General features: G+C 40.0%; 15 protein-coding genes and 1 tRNA gene. 14 read left to right on the forward strand and 2 right to left on the reverse strand.

The features are described 5' to 3' along the window. Positions 1–55 precede the first annotated feature (55 nt). The 11 genes from EMIN_RS06275 to EMIN_RS06325 all read left to right on the forward strand — a co-directional run bounded on the left by EMIN_RS06275 (position 56) and on the right by EMIN_RS06325 (position 12106). A complete protein-coding gene (locus EMIN_RS06275) occupies positions 56–1030 on the forward strand; it encodes an ABC transporter ATP-binding protein (RefSeq protein ID WP_012415398.1) in 975 nt (324 codons plus the stop codon). Further along, the gene (locus EMIN_RS06280; protein ID WP_012415399.1) at positions 1008–1820 is read left to right on the forward strand and encodes an ABC transporter ATP-binding protein; all 813 of its coding nucleotides are present in this window, start codon (positions 1008–1010) and stop codon (positions 1818–1820) included. Before EMIN_RS06275 ends, EMIN_RS06280 begins: the two co-directional genes overlap by 23 nt. After that, positions 1813–2838 (forward strand): ABC transporter permease, encoded by a 1026-nt coding sequence (locus EMIN_RS06285; protein ID WP_012415400.1) that lies wholly within the window; start codon positions 1813–1815, stop codon positions 2836–2838. The genes EMIN_RS06280 and EMIN_RS06285 overlap by 8 nt, the downstream gene beginning before the upstream one ends. Beyond that, entirely contained in the window at positions 2831–3697 is an 867-nt protein-coding gene (locus EMIN_RS06290; protein WP_012415401.1) for an ABC transporter permease, read from the forward strand. The genes EMIN_RS06285 and EMIN_RS06290 overlap by 8 nt, the downstream gene beginning before the upstream one ends. A 45-nt stretch (positions 3698–3742) precedes the next feature. Next, positions 3743–5344, forward strand: coding sequence for an AMP-binding protein (locus EMIN_RS06295; RefSeq protein ID WP_012415402.1), 1602 nt, complete (start codon positions 3743–3745; stop codon positions 5342–5344). A gap of 21 nt (positions 5345–5365) precedes the next feature. After that, the gene (locus tag EMIN_RS06300; protein WP_012415403.1) at positions 5366–6868 is read left to right on the forward strand and encodes a CCA tRNA nucleotidyltransferase; all 1503 of its coding nucleotides are present in this window, start codon (positions 5366–5368) and stop codon (positions 6866–6868) included. 85 nt (positions 6869–6953) lie between these two features. Next, a tRNA-Gly gene (locus tag EMIN_RS06305) sits at positions 6954–7024 on the forward strand. 36 nt (positions 7025–7060) lie between these two features. After that, the gene (locus EMIN_RS06310) at positions 7061–7684 is read left to right on the forward strand and encodes an early set domain-containing protein (protein WP_012415404.1); all 624 of its coding nucleotides are present in this window, start codon (positions 7061–7063) and stop codon (positions 7682–7684) included. A 12-nt stretch (positions 7685–7696) separates the two neighbouring features. Beyond that, positions 7697–8302, forward strand: a complete 606-nt coding sequence (locus EMIN_RS06315) for a cyclodeaminase/cyclohydrolase family protein (RefSeq protein WP_012415405.1) — start codon at positions 7697–7699, stop codon at positions 8300–8302. After that, positions 8278–9870 (forward strand): hypothetical protein, encoded by a 1593-nt coding sequence (locus tag EMIN_RS06320; RefSeq protein ID WP_012415406.1) that lies wholly within the window; start codon positions 8278–8280, stop codon positions 9868–9870. The genes EMIN_RS06315 and EMIN_RS06320 overlap by 25 nt, the downstream gene beginning before the upstream one ends. An 88-nt stretch (positions 9871–9958) precedes the next feature. Further along, on the forward strand, positions 9959–12106 hold the full coding sequence (locus tag EMIN_RS06325; RefSeq protein ID WP_012415407.1) for a hypothetical protein: 2148 nt from the start codon (positions 9959–9961) through the stop codon (positions 12104–12106). Between the two features lie 225 nt (positions 12107–12331). Here EMIN_RS06325 and EMIN_RS06330 read toward each other — a convergent pair whose 3' ends face one another. Then, positions 12332–12604, reverse strand: a complete 273-nt coding sequence (locus EMIN_RS06330; protein WP_041691276.1) for a hypothetical protein — start codon at positions 12602–12604, stop codon at positions 12332–12334. A 134-nt stretch (positions 12605–12738) separates the two neighbouring features. Here EMIN_RS06330 and EMIN_RS06335 point away from each other — a divergent pair, with 134 nt between their 5' ends. Together EMIN_RS06335 and EMIN_RS06340 are read left to right on the forward strand one after the other, a co-directional pair. Next, complete coding sequence (locus tag EMIN_RS06335) at positions 12739–13206, forward strand: hypothetical protein (RefSeq protein WP_012415409.1); 468 nt, start codon at positions 12739–12741, stop codon at positions 13204–13206. 9 nt (positions 13207–13215) lie between these two features. Further along, on the forward strand, positions 13216–13557 hold the full coding sequence (locus EMIN_RS06340) for a hypothetical protein (RefSeq protein ID WP_012415410.1): 342 nt from the start codon (positions 13216–13218) through the stop codon (positions 13555–13557). A gap of 234 nt (positions 13558–13791) precedes the next feature. Here the strand turns inward: EMIN_RS06340 and metK are convergent, their stop codons facing one another. After that, positions 13792–14952: a methionine adenosyltransferase gene (gene metK, locus EMIN_RS06345; RefSeq protein ID WP_012415411.1), complete on the reverse strand. Its 1161-nt coding sequence runs from the start codon at positions 14950–14952 to the stop codon at positions 13792–13794. A 62-nt stretch (positions 14953–15014) separates the two neighbouring features. On the opposite strand from metK, the gene EMIN_RS06350 reads away from it, so the two are divergent. After that, entirely contained in the window at positions 15015–15782 is a 768-nt protein-coding gene (locus EMIN_RS06350; RefSeq protein WP_012415412.1) for an exodeoxyribonuclease III, read from the forward strand. The last annotated feature ends 1 nt before the right edge of the window (position 15783 follow it).

Consider the following 15783-nt stretch of genomic DNA (forward strand, 5'->3'; position numbering starts at 1 on the left):
GTGCATTTTTCTTTGTTTTTTGGCATAAAAACCTAACACTTGCTATAATTTTTATATGGATACATTACTTCAGGTTAAAGATTTGTCTGTGTTTTTTAAAACGTCCGAAGCAAATATAAAAGTATTAAAAGAACTATGTTACCAACTTAATGCCGGCGAAACTTTGTCTATAGTGGGTGAGTCCGGCTCGGGCAAAACGGTACACGCTCTAAGTATTTTAAGGTTAATGTCTACAAACGCAAAAATAACGGGTGAAATAATTTTTAAAAATGAGAACCTGTCCGTTTTACCTGAAAGCAAACTAAAAAATATACGGGGCAAAAAAATAGCCATGATTTTCCAAGATCCTATGACAAGCCTCAACCCCGTTATGACAATAGGTTCGCAAATTTACGAAACACTGCTTACGCATAAAAAAGCTACAAAAAAAAATATAAAGGAAAAAACTTTATCTCTCTTAAAATCAGTTGAAATACCTGACGCGAAAAAAAAACTTGACTCTTACCCGCATGAATTTTCAGGAGGACAGAGGCAGCGTATTATGATAGCCATGGCCCTTGCCTGCGAACCGGACATTTTAATAGCCGACGAACCTACTACCGCCTTAGACGTAACCATACAAAAACAAATATTAGCTCTTTTGAAAAAATTACAGGAAGAAAGAAAAACAGCTTTAATTTTTATAACGCATAACCTTGCCCTGGTAAACGAACTAGGCGGAAGAGTGCTTGTTTTATACGCGGGGCAATGCGTAGAAGAATGCACAACCGAGCAGCTTTTTAAAAGACCTCTTCACCCTTATTCACAAGGTCTTATCGCTTGCGCAGCGGGCATAACACAAAAAGGCAGGTTAAAGACGATAGAAGGAACACCGCCTGCGCCGGGAACAATTTTTGAAGGCTGTCCTTTTGAGCCAAGATGCCCTAAAAAACTGGAAAGATGCAAATTCCAAAATCCGGAAATGTTTAATTTAGGACAAAGAAAATCTAGATGCTGGTTAAACGCTAATGAAGAATATCTTGGAGATTAAAGATTTAAACAAGTCATATTTTAAACGCGGTTTGTTTTTAAAAAAAATAAAAACTGCCGATGTTCTTTTTGACGTAAATATCATAATACCGCAGGGCAAAGCGCTCGGTCTAGTTGGGAAATCGGGCTGCGGAAAAACAACTTTGGCAAAAATTATACTTGGCCTTGAGGACGCGCAAAAAGGCAGTGTTACAATAAACGGCAACGATATTTTTACTAAAGATAAAGCGCGAAAAAAAGCTATAAAAAAAGATGTGCAGGCAGTATTTCAAGATCCTTATTCAAGCTTAAACCCCAGAATGCGCGCGGGCCAAATTATAGCCGAGCCGCTTATAGTGCACAATATTTTTAAAAGTAAAAAAGATTTAAACGGAAAAGTCGCGGAGCTTTTAAACTCCGTAGGATTAGAGACTGCGGCGGCTGAAAAATACCCCCATGAGTTTTCAGGCGGGCAAAGGCAGCGCGTGGCTATAGCGCGCGCTTTAGCGCTTACGCCAAAACTTTTGATACTTGACGAGCCTACCAGCGCGCTTGACGTTTCCGTACAGGCGCAGGTATTAAATTTAATAAAGGAATTACAAAGTAAATTTAATTTAAGCATCTTATTTATTTCACACGATATTAACGCCGCAATGTTTCTGTGCGATAAAATAGCCGTTATGCATAAAGGCGTTATTGTTGAGGAAGGTGCGGCAAAAACTTTATTTAAATCCCAAAAACAGGAATACACAAAAAACCTTTTTAAAGCGGTGCCAAAAATAAAATTACCAAAGGAGGCGTACAATGTTTAAATTTATTTTAAGACGTTTAATAATGCTTCCTTTTGTTATGTTGGGAGCGACTTTTTTACTTTTTTTGCTCACCCAAACATTAAGTCCGCAAATGCGCGCTTCATTATATATAGAAGACCCGAGGCAAATGGGCTCGCTTGAGGAAGTTATAGAAAAATACGGACTTAGGGATAATGTTTTTAAGCAATACGGCCGCTGGCTGGGCAATATAGTAAAAGGCGAATTCGGCTACAGCCCTACGGCTAACATGCCTGTGGCAAAAGCAATTAAAAAATATTTACCCGCCACGATAGAGCTTGCTTTGATAACAATGGCGTTGGTAATATTCTTTGGCGTATGGCTGGGCGTGGTAAGCGCGGTAAACAAAAACCGTTGGCAGGACAACCTTATAAGAATGTTAAGCGTGGCAACATTTTCTTTGCCTATATTTGTGCTTGGCCTTATACTTCTTATGATTTTTTACGGCAAGATGGGCTGGTTTGCTCCGGGCAGATATTCTTTCGCTTCCGATTTAATTATATACGGGCCGGGTTTTAAACAACATACGGGGCTTTTGCTTGTAGACTCGCTTCTTAACGGGCAAATGTCTGTTTTTTGGGACGCGCTTAGGCATCTTATTTTACCCGCCGTTACTTTATGTGCGGGCTCTTTTGCTTTAATGATACGCGTTATGAGAAGCAGTATGCTCGAAGAATTAGACAAAGATTATATACGCACAGCCAGAGCCAAAGGTTTAAAAGAAAAAGATATTGTTTATAAGCACGCAGCTAAAAACGCCGTTATACCCGTTATAACGCTTTCAAGCATTCAGTTTATACGCCTTTTAGGAGGCACGGTTATTGTTGAAACCATTTTCGCGTTTCCGGGCATAGGACGTTTTGGCGTTGCCTGTGCGCAGCAACTTGATATAGCCGGAATCTTGGGATTTTCCTGCATGGTAGCGTTTTTATTTGTTATAGGAAATTTGATGGCCGATATCCTTTATACAGCTTTTGATCCGAGGATACGCTATGAATAAACTTTTAAAAAGAATACTTAAAAATAAAAGCGCCATGCTCGGTTTAGCTTTGGTATTATTTTTCCTTCTTATAGCCGTTTTCGCAAATCAGATAGCGCCCGCACAAGGGGCAAACCCTTTCCAACTTCCGCAAAACGGATATTCGGTTACTCCGCAGCCGCCTAACGCGCAAAATATTTTCGGCACAACAGAGTCTCAATACGATATTTTATACGCCATAGTATGGGGCAGCAGAATGGCTTTTAAAGTAGGCATAACCGTGGTTTTCTTCGCCATGCTTATAGGCATTTTAGTGGGCGGTATAGCCGCTTACGCCGGTGGCTGGGCGGACGAAATTATAATGAGGTTTACCGATATTATTTTTGCTATACCAAGCCTTGTTTTAGCCATGGTTATAGCGGCTATGCTTGGGCCGGAACTAAAAAACATGGTTATAGCTTTAACAGCTGTGGCCTGGCCCAGTTACGCCCGTCTTATCAGGGGCGATATACTTTCAGTAAAAGAACGCGATTATGTTTTAGCCGCGCGCACAATAGGCGCCGGCGGGCCCAGAATATTTTTTAAACATATTATTCCAAATTCGATTTATCCTTCAATAATAGTAGGCAGTTTAGATATTGGTTACATTGTGCTTACTGCCAGCTCGCTTAGCTTTTTGGGGTTGGGTTCCCCTCCCGGAACGGCAGATTGGGGCCAGCTTATAGCCATGGCTAGAAACTGGATTTTAGGAACGCAGGGTAACCCTTTTGCTTACGCGCATACCATACTTATACCCGGCGCCGCTTTATTTTTATTCGTACTCGGTTGGAACCTGCTTGGAGACGCTTTTAGAGACATCTTGGACCCCAGGCAACATTAATTTTATAGAATATATAAACATAATTTAAATTGAGGTTTTCTTTTTATGATTAGAAAAAAAGATTTATACACCGCCCTTTCAGACAGCGCTTACAGATATCCCGAACGTGTGGCTTTTGTGTTTGAAGGCAAAAAATATACATTTCACGAGCTTCAAATTCTTGTAGATAAATGCGCCGATATGTTTTGGACCTACGGTATAAGAAAAGGCGATTCTGTAGCCATAGCCCATAAAAACTCAATTTGGTTTGTTATAACTTCTTTTGCTTTGTATAAATTAAGCGCAATAGCGGTGCCCATAAATTTTATGATTTCAAAACCGGAAGAAATCAAATTTATTATTGAGGACAGCGGCGCCACAATGGTAATTTTACAAAACGAATTCCTGCGCGCTTATAAAAAAACGGCTGAAATAGCGCCCTCGCTTAAATATTTTTTCTGTTCAGATTACCCCGAAAATAATGAGGATGAAAGAGTAAAAGATTTACAAAAAGAAATTGAAAACAGCAAAATACAGTCTGAAATCTTAGAACATAAACCCAGCCTTGAGGATAACGCTTTTATTCTTTACACCTCAGGCACAACCGGCGCCCCGAAAGGAGCGGTGGTAACACACGGCAATTTAGCGGCAAATATTATTTCCTGCGCGCAGGTATTTAGAATAGCGGGAGACGACGCCATGATTTGCCTTCTTCCCATGTTTCACACCTTCGCTTGGATGACCTGCGTTATCCTTCCCATTTACCTGGGCTTAAAATCCGTTATCGCGCCAAGCATTACCCCTCCTTCAGCCTGGCTGCACTTAATGGGAGTTGAAAGAGTAACTCTTTTTATAGCAATACCTCAAATATTTTATATTCTTGCGAAAGAAGCGCGCGGCATTAAAAGACTTTACCTGCAATATTGGGCGTTTAGAAAGGTGCGTTTTTGCATTTCGGGCGCGGCGCCGCTTAACAAAGAATCCCAGGATCATTTTGAAAAAAACCTCGGTATTCAACTTCTTGAAGGTTACGGCCTAACGGAAACAAGCCCCGTTATAAGCGTTAACCTTGAGGAAAAAAATAAAAAAGGCTCCGTAGGTCCGGCTCTTCCCAGCGTTAAAGTGGTAATATTAGACGACAATGAGAATGAGCTTCCCAGAAATGCGGAAGGTGAAATTTCGGTAAAAGGCCCCAATGTTTTTAAACAGTACCATAATAATCCCGAAGGGACAAAAGAGGCTTTTAGCAAAGAAGGCTGGTTCAAAACGGGCGATATAGGCCTTGTTGACGATGAGGGTTTTATCTTTATTAAAGACAGAAAAAAAGACATGATTATTATAAAAGGCCTTAAAGTTTTTTCCGCCCAGGTGGAGGCTACCATTATGCAATTCCCCGGTATTGAGGAATGCGCCATTATAGGCGTGCCCGACGGCCGCGGCGGCGAATTTATTAAACTTTACGCCGTAAAAGCACCGGGCGTTGATTTTAATGAAACAGCTTTCAGGAAGTTTTTGAAAACTAATTTAGACAACTACAAACGCCCGCGTGATATTGAGTTTATGACGGAGCTTCCTAAAAACTCTTTAAGAAAAATATTAAAACGAGAGCTTAGAAAAGACGCCGTGGAAAAACTAAAAGAACGTACCGTCGCCCCGGCGGAAGAATAGTTTTTAAACACGCAAACGGTTATGAATAATATTGCAAAAATATTAAAAGAAACTTTACCTGAGCAGTCCTGCTACGTGGGCGGTTGTTTGCGGGACAGTATTCTTAAACGTCCCAGCGGCGACGTTGATATCGCCCTTCCTAAAGAAAATATTAAAAAATACGCGCTTACATTAGCCAAAAAATTAAGCGCTACCGCTTTTGAAATGGACGCAAAATTCGGCGTTTGGCGGCTTATTACAAAAAAAGGAAATTTACAAATTGACCTTACGGCTTTCCAGGGTAAAGATTTAAAGCAGGATTTACAAAGAAGGGATTTTACTATAAACGCGCTTGCTTACCCGGTATCCGCCCAGCCGGAAATAAAGCTTTTAACCGAAACCTCTAAAACTTTTGTTCGTATAACCAAACTAAAAAATAAAGAAATTATAGATCTGGCAACCTCTGTTAAAGATATTAAAAACAAAACGGTAAAAATGTCTAACAATAAAGTTTTTAAAGAAGATCCTTTACGCTCTTTAAGAGCTTTTAGAACAGCCACCGAACTTGGTTTTAAAATAGACAAAAAAACTTTAGAGCAAATTAAAAAAGACGCTAAACAAATAAACAAAAGCGCGGGCGAAAGAATACGCGAGGAACTTGTAAGGATATTTAACCAAAACAACACAAAAAAACACCTTGAGGACATGGACAGATGCGGGCTTTTAACAGCGCTTTTCCCGATACTTGAGGACCAGCGCAGATGCGCTGAAGTTTATTACGGCAAAGGCGGCGTTTTAAAACACACTTTACTTGTTGTTGACGCGGCCGAATATCTGCTTAACAACACTAAAAAAGTTTTCCCTAAATACCATAAAAAACTTGAAAAATTTACAAAAGATAAAACGCTTTATAAAATGGCCGCGCTTTTGCATGACGTCGCCAAACCTGCGACTGCGAAAGAAATGGAAGGACGTTTACGATTCTTTTTTCATGAAGCGGTAGGCGCAAAAATAGCTGAAGATATTTTAAAAAAGCTGCGTTACAGCACAGCCCAGACACGCATGATATGCGCAATGATACGTGAACATTTGCGTCCGAGCAATTTGGCAAGCAATGACGTGCTTACCGACAAAGCTGTTTACAAATTTTTTAGAGATATGGGCGAGGCCGGCGTTCCTATGCTGCTTCTTTGCTGGTCCGACTATTGCAGTTATATAACAAGAAACCAGCTTTTTAAAATACTTCCGCTTACAACAAAACCTGTAATGACTATTGACGAAAGTAAAGAAAAGGGAAACGTAAGCAAAACCTTGCGCCACATGCAGGTTGTAAACCATTTGTTTAAAAAGTATTTTGAACAGACCCCAAAAATAAACCCACCGAAAATAATAGACGGAAAAGAAATAATGACGGCCTTAAAAATAAAACCCGGCCCGGTAATAGGCGAAATACTTGAAGCCGTAGCACTGGCGCAGGTTGAAGGAAAGGTTAAAAATAAATCAGACGCTGTTAAATTTATAAAAACCTTAAAAATAAAAAGCTGACTTTGATTTATAAATCCGGCGTCGGCTCACTCCTGATAATATACAAACAACCGGTGAAAATATTGTAGAATGAATTTGTGTAATTGCGGGCGTAGTTCAATGGTAGAACGAGAGCTTCCCAAGCTTTAGACGTGGGTTCGATTCCCATCGCCCGCTTATTTAAATTTATATTTCCTGAGCTTGGAGGGAATGATGACGGACGAATTGGATTTGGAACCTAAGTTAGAAAGCAACACAAAAAAATCTAAAGATTTTTGGCTTTTTTTAATTTTTGTTGATATCATTGCCCTTGTTTTCTTTGGATTTATGATATACCAATCTTTATCCGAAAAATTTAATACCCCTGCCCAGGCTAAAGAAGCAGTTCAAATAAAAGATACCGTTGTGTCTGAGCAGCCCAAACCCGAAGATAAAAAAGCGCCGCAGGAAACCACACCAAAACCACAGCCTAAAGAAGAGCCTGCTCCCGCGCCCGGCGCGGTCCCGGTTGAGCAGCCTCCCGTTTCACCTTTGCCCTCGGTAGTGCAGGCGGCCATGCCGGAACTTGAAAAAAAGCAAAGCGTTATCGTTGAGCCTACAAAAGGAAAGACCAGAAAGGTTACATTTAAATATTTCGGCGATGCCAAATCCGTAAAAATCGTAAGCGGATTTACAATGACAAAACCGCAGGATTTAAAAAAGATAGGCGGAGTTTGGCAGGGCAGTTTTATAATTTACCCCGGCGAATATAAATATCTGTTTATTGTTGACGGAACGCAGACTTTGGACCCGCACGCGCCGGAAAAAGACGGAAGATCTTTTATAAAAATTGACTAAGGCGGTAAACACATGGATTTTCATTGGCATAAAGGAATTGAGGAGTATATAGACGCGTTAGCTTCGGACAACGCCACCCCGGGCGGCGGCAGCGCCGCGGCTGCTTCAGGCGCTATAGGCTGCGCTTTAGCTATTATGGCAATGCGCGTTACGGCTAAATTAAAAGCTACGGACCCAAACATAATTCCGGCGCTTAACAATGTTTCCGCCGAGGTAGAAACCGCTGAAAATACTTTAAAAAAATTCACTTTAGAAGACAGCGCCGCTTACCAAAACTATATAAACCTTAAAAAAGAACAAAAAACAAATCCTGAAATCTCTTTAGATAACGCTATTACCGATATGGCAATAGTGCCTGTCAACACCGCGCTTGAATGTATTAAAGTGCTTAAAACGCTTGATAATGTTAAAAACGGTATTTCACCTGTAATAGCGTCCGACATGCTTTGCGGACAACACATGCTTTTTTGCACTATCAGATGCTGTATGGAAATGATGAGAACGAATTTGCCTTTTGTAAAAGTTGATGCCGTTATAACGCTTTTAGCCCAAACAATTGAACACTGTGAACAATTCCTGGAGGCTACCCCAGAATGCCCAAAACAGCCGGAACTGTAGAAGTAAACCCGATAGAAGAACTTTTGGAAAGCGTTACGGTAAGCCTGCCCAACGCGCCGCAAGACGTTGTTGAGAAAATTGTTATTGTATACAACGGCAAAAGAACCGCGCGCCAAATGTTTGAAATTATTAAACAGCTTAAAGAAGAAGTTGTTATCAACGTCTTTAATACCGATGATTTTATAGCACAAATACTTCTTGACAAAACAACCGTCCGCGCGGCGTCAAAAGAATTAAAAACCATAAAAAACAAAGAAGATATTTCCAAATTCCAAAAAATTTTAGGTTTTAGCGAAAAAACAAAAGATATTCTGGCGCAATTCTACGCTTCTGCAGGGGCTTTAATGTCTTTTGATGAAGAAATGTCATCAGCTTTAGCAGAAGTCGGATACAAAGAAAATCCTGAAACGCCCAAAGCGCTTGAAGCTATAAAAAAACTTGAAGAAAAAGCCTTAACCGCGAAAAACCATAAAAACCATGCTGCGCAAAATAAAGAAGATATTACGCACTATGCTTTAAAATATAATTTCCCCTTTGCTTTAGCAAAAATTATGCTGGAAAGATTTAACCGCACAGGCGCAAGGCATTTTAAAACGGAATTAAATTTCCTAATGTCTGCGTTAAATAAAATAAGCCAAAATGAAAAAATAAATTCTTTTTTAGCCGCAAAAGTTCTATGCGGTTTTCTTACAATTGACGACGCCCAAAAATTCACTGAGATGAGCAAGGAATTAACCTACTTAATTGACGGCGACGATATTTTTATTTTAGGCTGCCGCTATTTAAGAACAAAAACCGCTAAAGAAGTGCGCTATACTTTAGACGCTATTTTAAAAAGACTTCCTTTCGCGGAAATTAAAGAAGAAAATTTGGGCCTTGCCGTTTCCGTTTTAATAGACGGCACCCAGGAATCTTTGGAACAAGCCATGTTAAAAGCGCAAAAAGCTAAAGATATGTACTCTTTTAGAAAAAGCCTTGCAAAATATGATTGTTTTGACCCTTTTACTTATGAAATTTCTAAAAAATTCGCGGGCGTAATAACGGCAGGCCGGCTTGTTGAAAATTTTAATTCTATTTTAAACAGCCTGCCATTTTGCTCCTCCCCTGCGGAAAATAATGATTTAGCCTGCAAAGTTCTTTTAAACAAAATAAAACAGGAAGAAGCTGTCACCCAGGCTACTTACCGCCGTAATTTAAAAGCAAAAAGTTTAACCGAAGGGCTTGCGCCCGAGGTGTTAAAAAAATATCTAGGCACTATGAGTCCGGAAGATATTATCGCTATTTTTGACAAAGCGCTTTCGCATTATTCGTTTTGGAAAACGGACAGCAAGAAACATCTTTACGCGTTGGAAGCGGTTATCGCGCAGCTTAACGGCACTTCAACGGAGGAAATTTCCCGCTTTGTTTTGGAATCTTTAGAAGAAGGGCAAAATATGGAAGAAATTTCAGATACTCTTATGCAAATTCCTTCCAAAGATAAACTTAAGTTAAAATATACGGATTTAAAAAATTTTCAACAAGACGGAAAGGCCCCGCCCCCGTCATCTTTATCCGACATATTTAACTAACATAAAAATGTTTTATATTTATAGAAAATTTGCTATGCTAATTTAAAGACCGTATAAGTAGAATAAATTAAAATAAGGGAATTATATTATGAGATATTGGGTTTATATAAACAACAAGGTCATGGGACCTTATGAGGAAGGTAATATACCGGAACTGCAGGGGTTTACTCCGGACACGTTAATATCTTCCGAAATTATTGAAGAAGGAGCAAGCCAGGAATGGATTCCGGCAAGAGCGGTCCTCCATATTCCCGACCCTATACTTGATAACGTTTCCGAAAGACATTTGGACACAGGCTCCGTTACTAATACCTATGTCGCGGCCGGCGATTTAGCCAAAGGCGGGGAAATAGTTGGGGAAAAAGAAGAATATACCCAAAGCGCCGAAGAACTTTTAAATGAAATTTTTAGTCTTAAAAAAGAAGTACAAAATCTTAGAAAAGACGTTAACCGCATTATTAAAAACACCGGGAAACCGGAAGATACCAAAGACGTTCCGGCGGCTGATCCTTTTGAAGAAACTTTAACGGAAAGAGCGCACCTCGGAAAAGTAATAGCGGGAAGCAATTCTCTAGACTCTGCTGACGACGCGCTTGTAACAAAAGTAGAAAGTATAGCGGAAGACAATACCCCCCCGCAAATGGAAATGGCACCTGTTACAACAGTTGAACAAACAGAAACAGATTTAAACAATGAAAATATTGAAGGCAAGATTATTGATTCTTTCTCAGCTGTTTCTATAGTTCCCGAGCTTAATAATTTAAAGCAGGAAGAACCGGCGGAGCAACCTGCACAACAAATTGAAGAACCTGCCCCTAAACAGGAAGAACCCGCGCAGCAAGAACCGTTACAGGAAACTTTACCGCAGCAGCAGGATAATTTAAAAACGCAAGAAGAAACCGTGCAGAAAGAAACTGCGCAGGAGCAAAAGGCTCAAGAAATACAACACCCCGTCCAACAGCAAGAACCTATGCCTGTACCCGAACTTGCGGACATGCAACCCGTAACTGACTCCGATTTGGGAAAGCAAAAGAACCCCGCCGAACAACACCAAATGCCACCCCAGCCTGACATAGAATCTATAAAAATAGAACCTATTTCTTTAGGCACGGAAGACGCGTTGCTTACTCAGACTTTTACGCAGCAGAACTCTTCTATTGAAGATGACGCTGCGGTAGTGGCGTCGGCGCTTGATTCTCTTTATAAGGCACCCCCTGTAAAAAAGGAAGAACCTGCCAAAGAAGAAACCATTGAGTTTGAGGATTTAATAGCTCCCAAAGACGCGCCTAAAGAGGAAACCGTGTTTGAAACAAAAATGAACACAGTTCCCGAAATACAGCTTAATGAAGCCACTTCTTTAATATCGGACTTTATACCGCCAAGCGAAGTATCTAAAGAAGACGATAAAGCCGCTTCTGAAGACGTGCAGGAAATCGTCTCGCCGTTGGAAAGAACAAAAACCGCCGCCGGCCCCGTTAATGACGCGTCCGATAATATTGATTTAAACTCTCCGTTTGACACTCCCGTAGTTAAAAGGGTTAAGCCTACGGACATTAAAACAAGTCCGTTAATTTCAGCTAAAGATACGGCGGAATTTTCCGAAAACACCGAAAGGATTAACGATATTGACCAATTCGGCACAATAGAAGAAACAACTTCCTACAAGTCAGCTAAAGGTAATGGAGCGAAAAAAATAATGCTGGGTTTATTTGCTGTTTTAGCCATAGCTATAATATATATGGGACTGCTTTTTGTAGGAATAGCACCGGACTTTCTCAACCTTATGGGAAATAAAGAAGCGCCTGAAGAAGATATTTCACAACCTAACTCGGGACTGCAAATGCCACAATCCATCGATGATATTTTTGCAACTCAGGAGTTTAACGAAACTCCCGCTTCTGCAATGTCTGAAAGCTCTTCCGGTGACGGGCTGCCCTTCTCTTCTATACCTTCTTCATCAAACAATGTTGAATCTCAAGTCCTTTCAGACGTAAGATTCTATCTTTTGCCTACGGGGCAAATCCTTGAGAATGTTATAAACTTAAAACATCCTACTGCAACCTCCCAAATAGAATGGACCACAAAAGAGTTTGATGCAGATAACTATGTCGTTACGGTGAAAATACCGCCGGAAACGCCAAACGGGCTTAATACAATATATAAATTCAACTATAACCCGACAACAAGAATTATAACTCCTTTAACTTCAAGTTCAAAAAATATTTTAGGACAATAATAAAATCCCCCGGACTAAAAGCCCGGGGGATTTTTACATAACCTCCGCTTTGATACCGCATAAAAAAAGTTCCCATACCCCAACTTACTCAAGGGTAAAGATTTTAACAAAAAGTAAAACCCCCGTTCAAACGGGGGTTTTATTCTGTAATGTTTTTATAAAAAACATGGAGGGTGTGTGTGGCACCCTCCACTGTGCTTTTAGTGGGATAAGGGAAGATATCTTTTAAATATGCATGTAGTCGAAACGGGAAAATCTGTTAAATATTTTTTTTAAAGAGTACATATTCAAAACTCTGTTTTCTTTAGTTTTTAAATAGGAATAAACAACTTTATTATTTGAATACTCTCCAAGCGGCTGCGCCTCTTTTATTAAAGAAATTTCTTGTTTCAAATTTTTGGCGTGCTTAACTGAAAGCAAAGTATAAATATTTCCGCTTTTACACCAAAGTAAAAGTATTCCTTCTTTAGGAATATTATTTGATTCTGTTTTATTCATATTTAACATCTTATAACCAATCCTGATTATAATAATATAATGTTTTTTATTTATTTGTCTAGTGGTATTTTAGCTTTCCTTTACATTCTTTTAAACAGGGTATCAATTATTACATATTTTTATATAATGGATATATGAATAAAAGACAGCTTTTTGTTTTTACCGTAGTTCTGGCCATGCCTATTATATCTTCAGGCTGCGGAGCGGATATCGCGCAGATAATTTTAAGTTATAAAAAACTGCAAAACTACATTATGCAACATTCTTTAAAGCAGCCTTCTAAAGGCGGCGTGTACGGGCAAAACGCCCTCCCTAAACAATCCGGCGGCGTAACTATAACCAATAAGCAGACTGAAGTAAGGGTAAAAAAAGCTATCTTAGTATCTTCAATGTATACACAGGCATATATGCAAAAAGCCGCGGAAGAATGCACCGTACAAGGGCAAAAAGAAATGATCGCCGCGCTTAAAGATTTAAATACTTCTTTTATGCGTTCGGCGCAGTCCTCTAAAAATGACGAGGATTTTAAAAAATCTTTAGAAAGGAATTTAGCCGCCGCGCAACCCAGATTGAATGCAATTTTGCTAAAATATAAAAAGTAGGAGTTACCAATGAAAAAATTATTAGCAGTAATGTTAGTTTGTGTTTTATTAATCGCTTGCGGCGGCAACCCTAAAACCAATATCGTTATGTTAAGTAAAAGTGACCTCAACACAATGACAGGCGGGGAAGTTACCTCCTTTTATAAAGCAAGTAATAAAGATTTATTAAACAGCCTTGTTTATAACTATGGCGGCGAAGCTTATGACAAACTTGTACCTGTTTTTAATAACATGGATGCCGAACTTACGGCAATGTCTAAAGTAACAACAACAAAAGAAGAATATTACCTAAAACTTAAAGTTTTAGTAAAAAAATACCGCACCCAGGTTAACAGAGCCTTGAAAAAATAAATTCAAAAATTTTGCTGGCCTAAATAAAACCACCCGTTTAATTTAAACGGGTGGTTTTATTTATATTGCAAAGACACTTTGTTGCGTAAGCCTGCGGATAGGAATTTTTTTATTTGTGTGCCACCTCCGCCCTGTTTTCCGGTATGTGGCGCTGTTTGCCCGCCCGGGCAAAAAACAAACTTAGCTTTGGGAAAAAGAAACCCCCGCCTTACAGGCGGGGTAGTTTTATTAAACTTATCTTACAGCGTCGATAAGAGCTTTAGTTTTATCCGTTTTTTCCCATGGGAAGCCCGCTCTTCCAAAGTGGCCGAATGCGGCGGTCTGTTTATAGACAGGCCTTCTTAACTTAAAATGCTCTATTATGCCTTTAGGAGTTAAAGGAAAAACCTTTTTAGCCGCCAAGGTAAGTTTTTCATCAGACACTTTGCCCGTGCCGTGCGTATAAACATAAACGCCTACAGGCTCGGCCTTACCTATAGCGTAAGCTATTTGAATAGTACATTCTTCGGCTAACTTAGCCGCCACTATATTTTTAGCTATGTAGCGGGCCATATAAGCCGCGCTGCGGTCAACTTTGGTAGGGTCTTTACCCGAAAAAGCGCCACCGCCGTGAGGGCAGCGTCCGCCGTAAGTATCAACAATGATTTTACGTCCCGTCATGCCGGTATCGCTTTGCGGGCCGCCTATAACAAATTTTCCGGTAGGGTTAATTAAAATTTTTGTGTTTTTATCACACCATTTTTTAATAACGGGCATAACGGCAGCGTCAATAATTTTCTTTTGTGCGGCCTCTGTTATAAACTGACCGCTTTTATCTAAAACATCGCTCGTATGTTGTGTGGAAACGACTACAGTGTCAATCCTTGCGGGTTTACCGTTAATGTATTCAAAAGTTATTTGGCTTTTACAATCGGGGCCGGTAAATTTAAGTTTTCCGTTTTTGCGGCAAACGGCAAGGTTTTTAACTATTTCATTAGCTAAAACTATTGTAATAGGCATATATTCTTTGGTTTCATTTACCGCATAACCTACCATAAAACCCTGGTCGCCGGCGCCGCCCACGTCAACGCCTTGGCTTATATCTGGCGACTGCTTGCCTATAACGTTTAAAATGGCGCAGGTTTCATAATTAAAACCGTATTTAGGGTCGGTATATCCTATTCTTTTAATCTCTTCTCTTGCTATAGAATCAACGTCTACCCATGTTTTTGTGGTAATCTCGCCGCCTATAACAACAAGCCCGCGGGTAACATAGGTTTCGCAAGCTACTCTTGCCGTGGAATCTTTAGCTAAAATAGCATCTAACACGGCGTCTGAAATCTGGTCACACATCTTATCGGGGTGTCCTTCCCCCACTGATTCGGACGTAAAATAATATCTTCCTTCTTTTAACATAGCGCTTTAACCTCTTAAATTTTCTATAATTAATTTTAGCATTTTAAAAAGGGAGCGGCATAATGACAAAACGCTTTATATCCTGGAACGTCAACGGCCTTCGCGCTGTGGCAAAAAAGGGGTTTATGGAGTGGTTCACTAAAGAATCACCTGATATTCTAGCTTTGCAGGAAACAAAAGCCTCGCCCGAACAGCTTGAGGGCGGGCTTAAAAACCCTATAGGATACCATTCCTATTTCAGTACGGCCGAACGCAAAGGGTACAGCGGCGTGGCCGTTTACAGCAAGGAAGAACCTTTATCCGTAAGCGAATCTATCGGCAACAGCACCATGGACGGTGAAGGCCGCACTCTTGTGTTGGAATTTAAAAATTTTTATTTTATAAACATTTATTTCCCCAACGGCGGACAGGGGGAACACCGCATAGAATATAAATTACGTTTTTATAATGAATTTTTAAAACTTACCCAAAAACTTATGAAGCAAAAAACCGTTATTGTCTGCGGCGACGTAAACACCGCCCACAAAGAAACGGACTTAGCAAGACCTAAAGAAAATGAGGGCAATACCGGTTTTTTACCAAAAGAACGCGCCTGGCTTGATAAATTCTTTGAAAACGGGCTTACCGACACTTTCCGCCTTTTTACTAAAGACGGCGGACACTACACCTGGTGGGATTACAAAACCAAAGCGCGTGAACGTAACGTTGGCTGGCGTATAGACTATTTTATGATTGACACTCTTTCTAAGAATAAAGTAAAAAACTCTTATATGCTACCGGAAGTTCAAGGGTCAGACCATTGCCCCATAGCTTTGGAAATAAACTTATAAA

The sequence above is a fragment of the Elusimicrobium minutum Pei191 genome, assembly GCF_000020145.1.
Classification (GTDB): Bacteria; Elusimicrobiota; Elusimicrobia; order Elusimicrobiales; family Elusimicrobiaceae; genus Elusimicrobium; species Elusimicrobium minutum.

What these genes read in the sequence shown, in the direction of transcription:
- EMIN_RS06275 (WP_012415398.1), top strand. Translation starts at nt 56, where the DNA reads ATGGATACATTACTTCAGGTTAAAGATTTGTCTGTGTTTTTTAAAACG.
- EMIN_RS06280 (WP_012415399.1), top strand. Translation starts at nt 1,008, where the DNA reads ATGAAGAATATCTTGGAGATTAAAGATTTAAACAAGTCATATTTTAAA.
- EMIN_RS06285 (WP_012415400.1), top strand. Translation starts at nt 1,813, where the DNA reads ATGTTTAAATTTATTTTAAGACGTTTAATAATGCTTCCTTTTGTTATG.
- EMIN_RS06290 (WP_012415401.1), top strand. Translation starts at nt 2,831, where the DNA reads ATGAATAAACTTTTAAAAAGAATACTTAAAAATAAAAGCGCCATGCTC.
- EMIN_RS06295 (WP_012415402.1), top strand. Translation starts at nt 3,743, where the DNA reads ATGATTAGAAAAAAAGATTTATACACCGCCCTTTCAGACAGCGCTTAC.
- EMIN_RS06300 (WP_012415403.1), top strand. Translation starts at nt 5,366, where the DNA reads ATGAATAATATTGCAAAAATATTAAAAGAAACTTTACCTGAGCAGTCC.
- EMIN_RS06310 (WP_012415404.1), top strand. Translation starts at nt 7,061, where the DNA reads ATGACGGACGAATTGGATTTGGAACCTAAGTTAGAAAGCAACACAAAA.
- EMIN_RS06315 (WP_012415405.1), top strand. Translation starts at nt 7,697, where the DNA reads ATGGATTTTCATTGGCATAAAGGAATTGAGGAGTATATAGACGCGTTA.
- EMIN_RS06320 (WP_012415406.1), top strand. Translation starts at nt 8,278, where the DNA reads ATGCCCAAAACAGCCGGAACTGTAGAAGTAAACCCGATAGAAGAACTT.
- EMIN_RS06325 (WP_012415407.1), top strand. Translation starts at nt 9,959, where the DNA reads ATGAGATATTGGGTTTATATAAACAACAAGGTCATGGGACCTTATGAG.
- EMIN_RS06330 (WP_041691276.1), bottom strand. Translation starts at nt 12,604, where the DNA reads ATGAATAAAACAGAATCAAATAATATTCCTAAAGAAGGAATACTTTTA.
- EMIN_RS06335 (WP_012415409.1), top strand. Translation starts at nt 12,739, where the DNA reads ATGAATAAAAGACAGCTTTTTGTTTTTACCGTAGTTCTGGCCATGCCT.
- EMIN_RS06340 (WP_012415410.1), top strand. Translation starts at nt 13,216, where the DNA reads ATGAAAAAATTATTAGCAGTAATGTTAGTTTGTGTTTTATTAATCGCT.
- metK (WP_012415411.1), bottom strand. Translation starts at nt 14,952, where the DNA reads ATGTTAAAAGAAGGAAGATATTATTTTACGTCCGAATCAGTGGGGGAA.
- EMIN_RS06350 (WP_012415412.1), top strand. Translation starts at nt 15,015, where the DNA reads ATGACAAAACGCTTTATATCCTGGAACGTCAACGGCCTTCGCGCTGTG.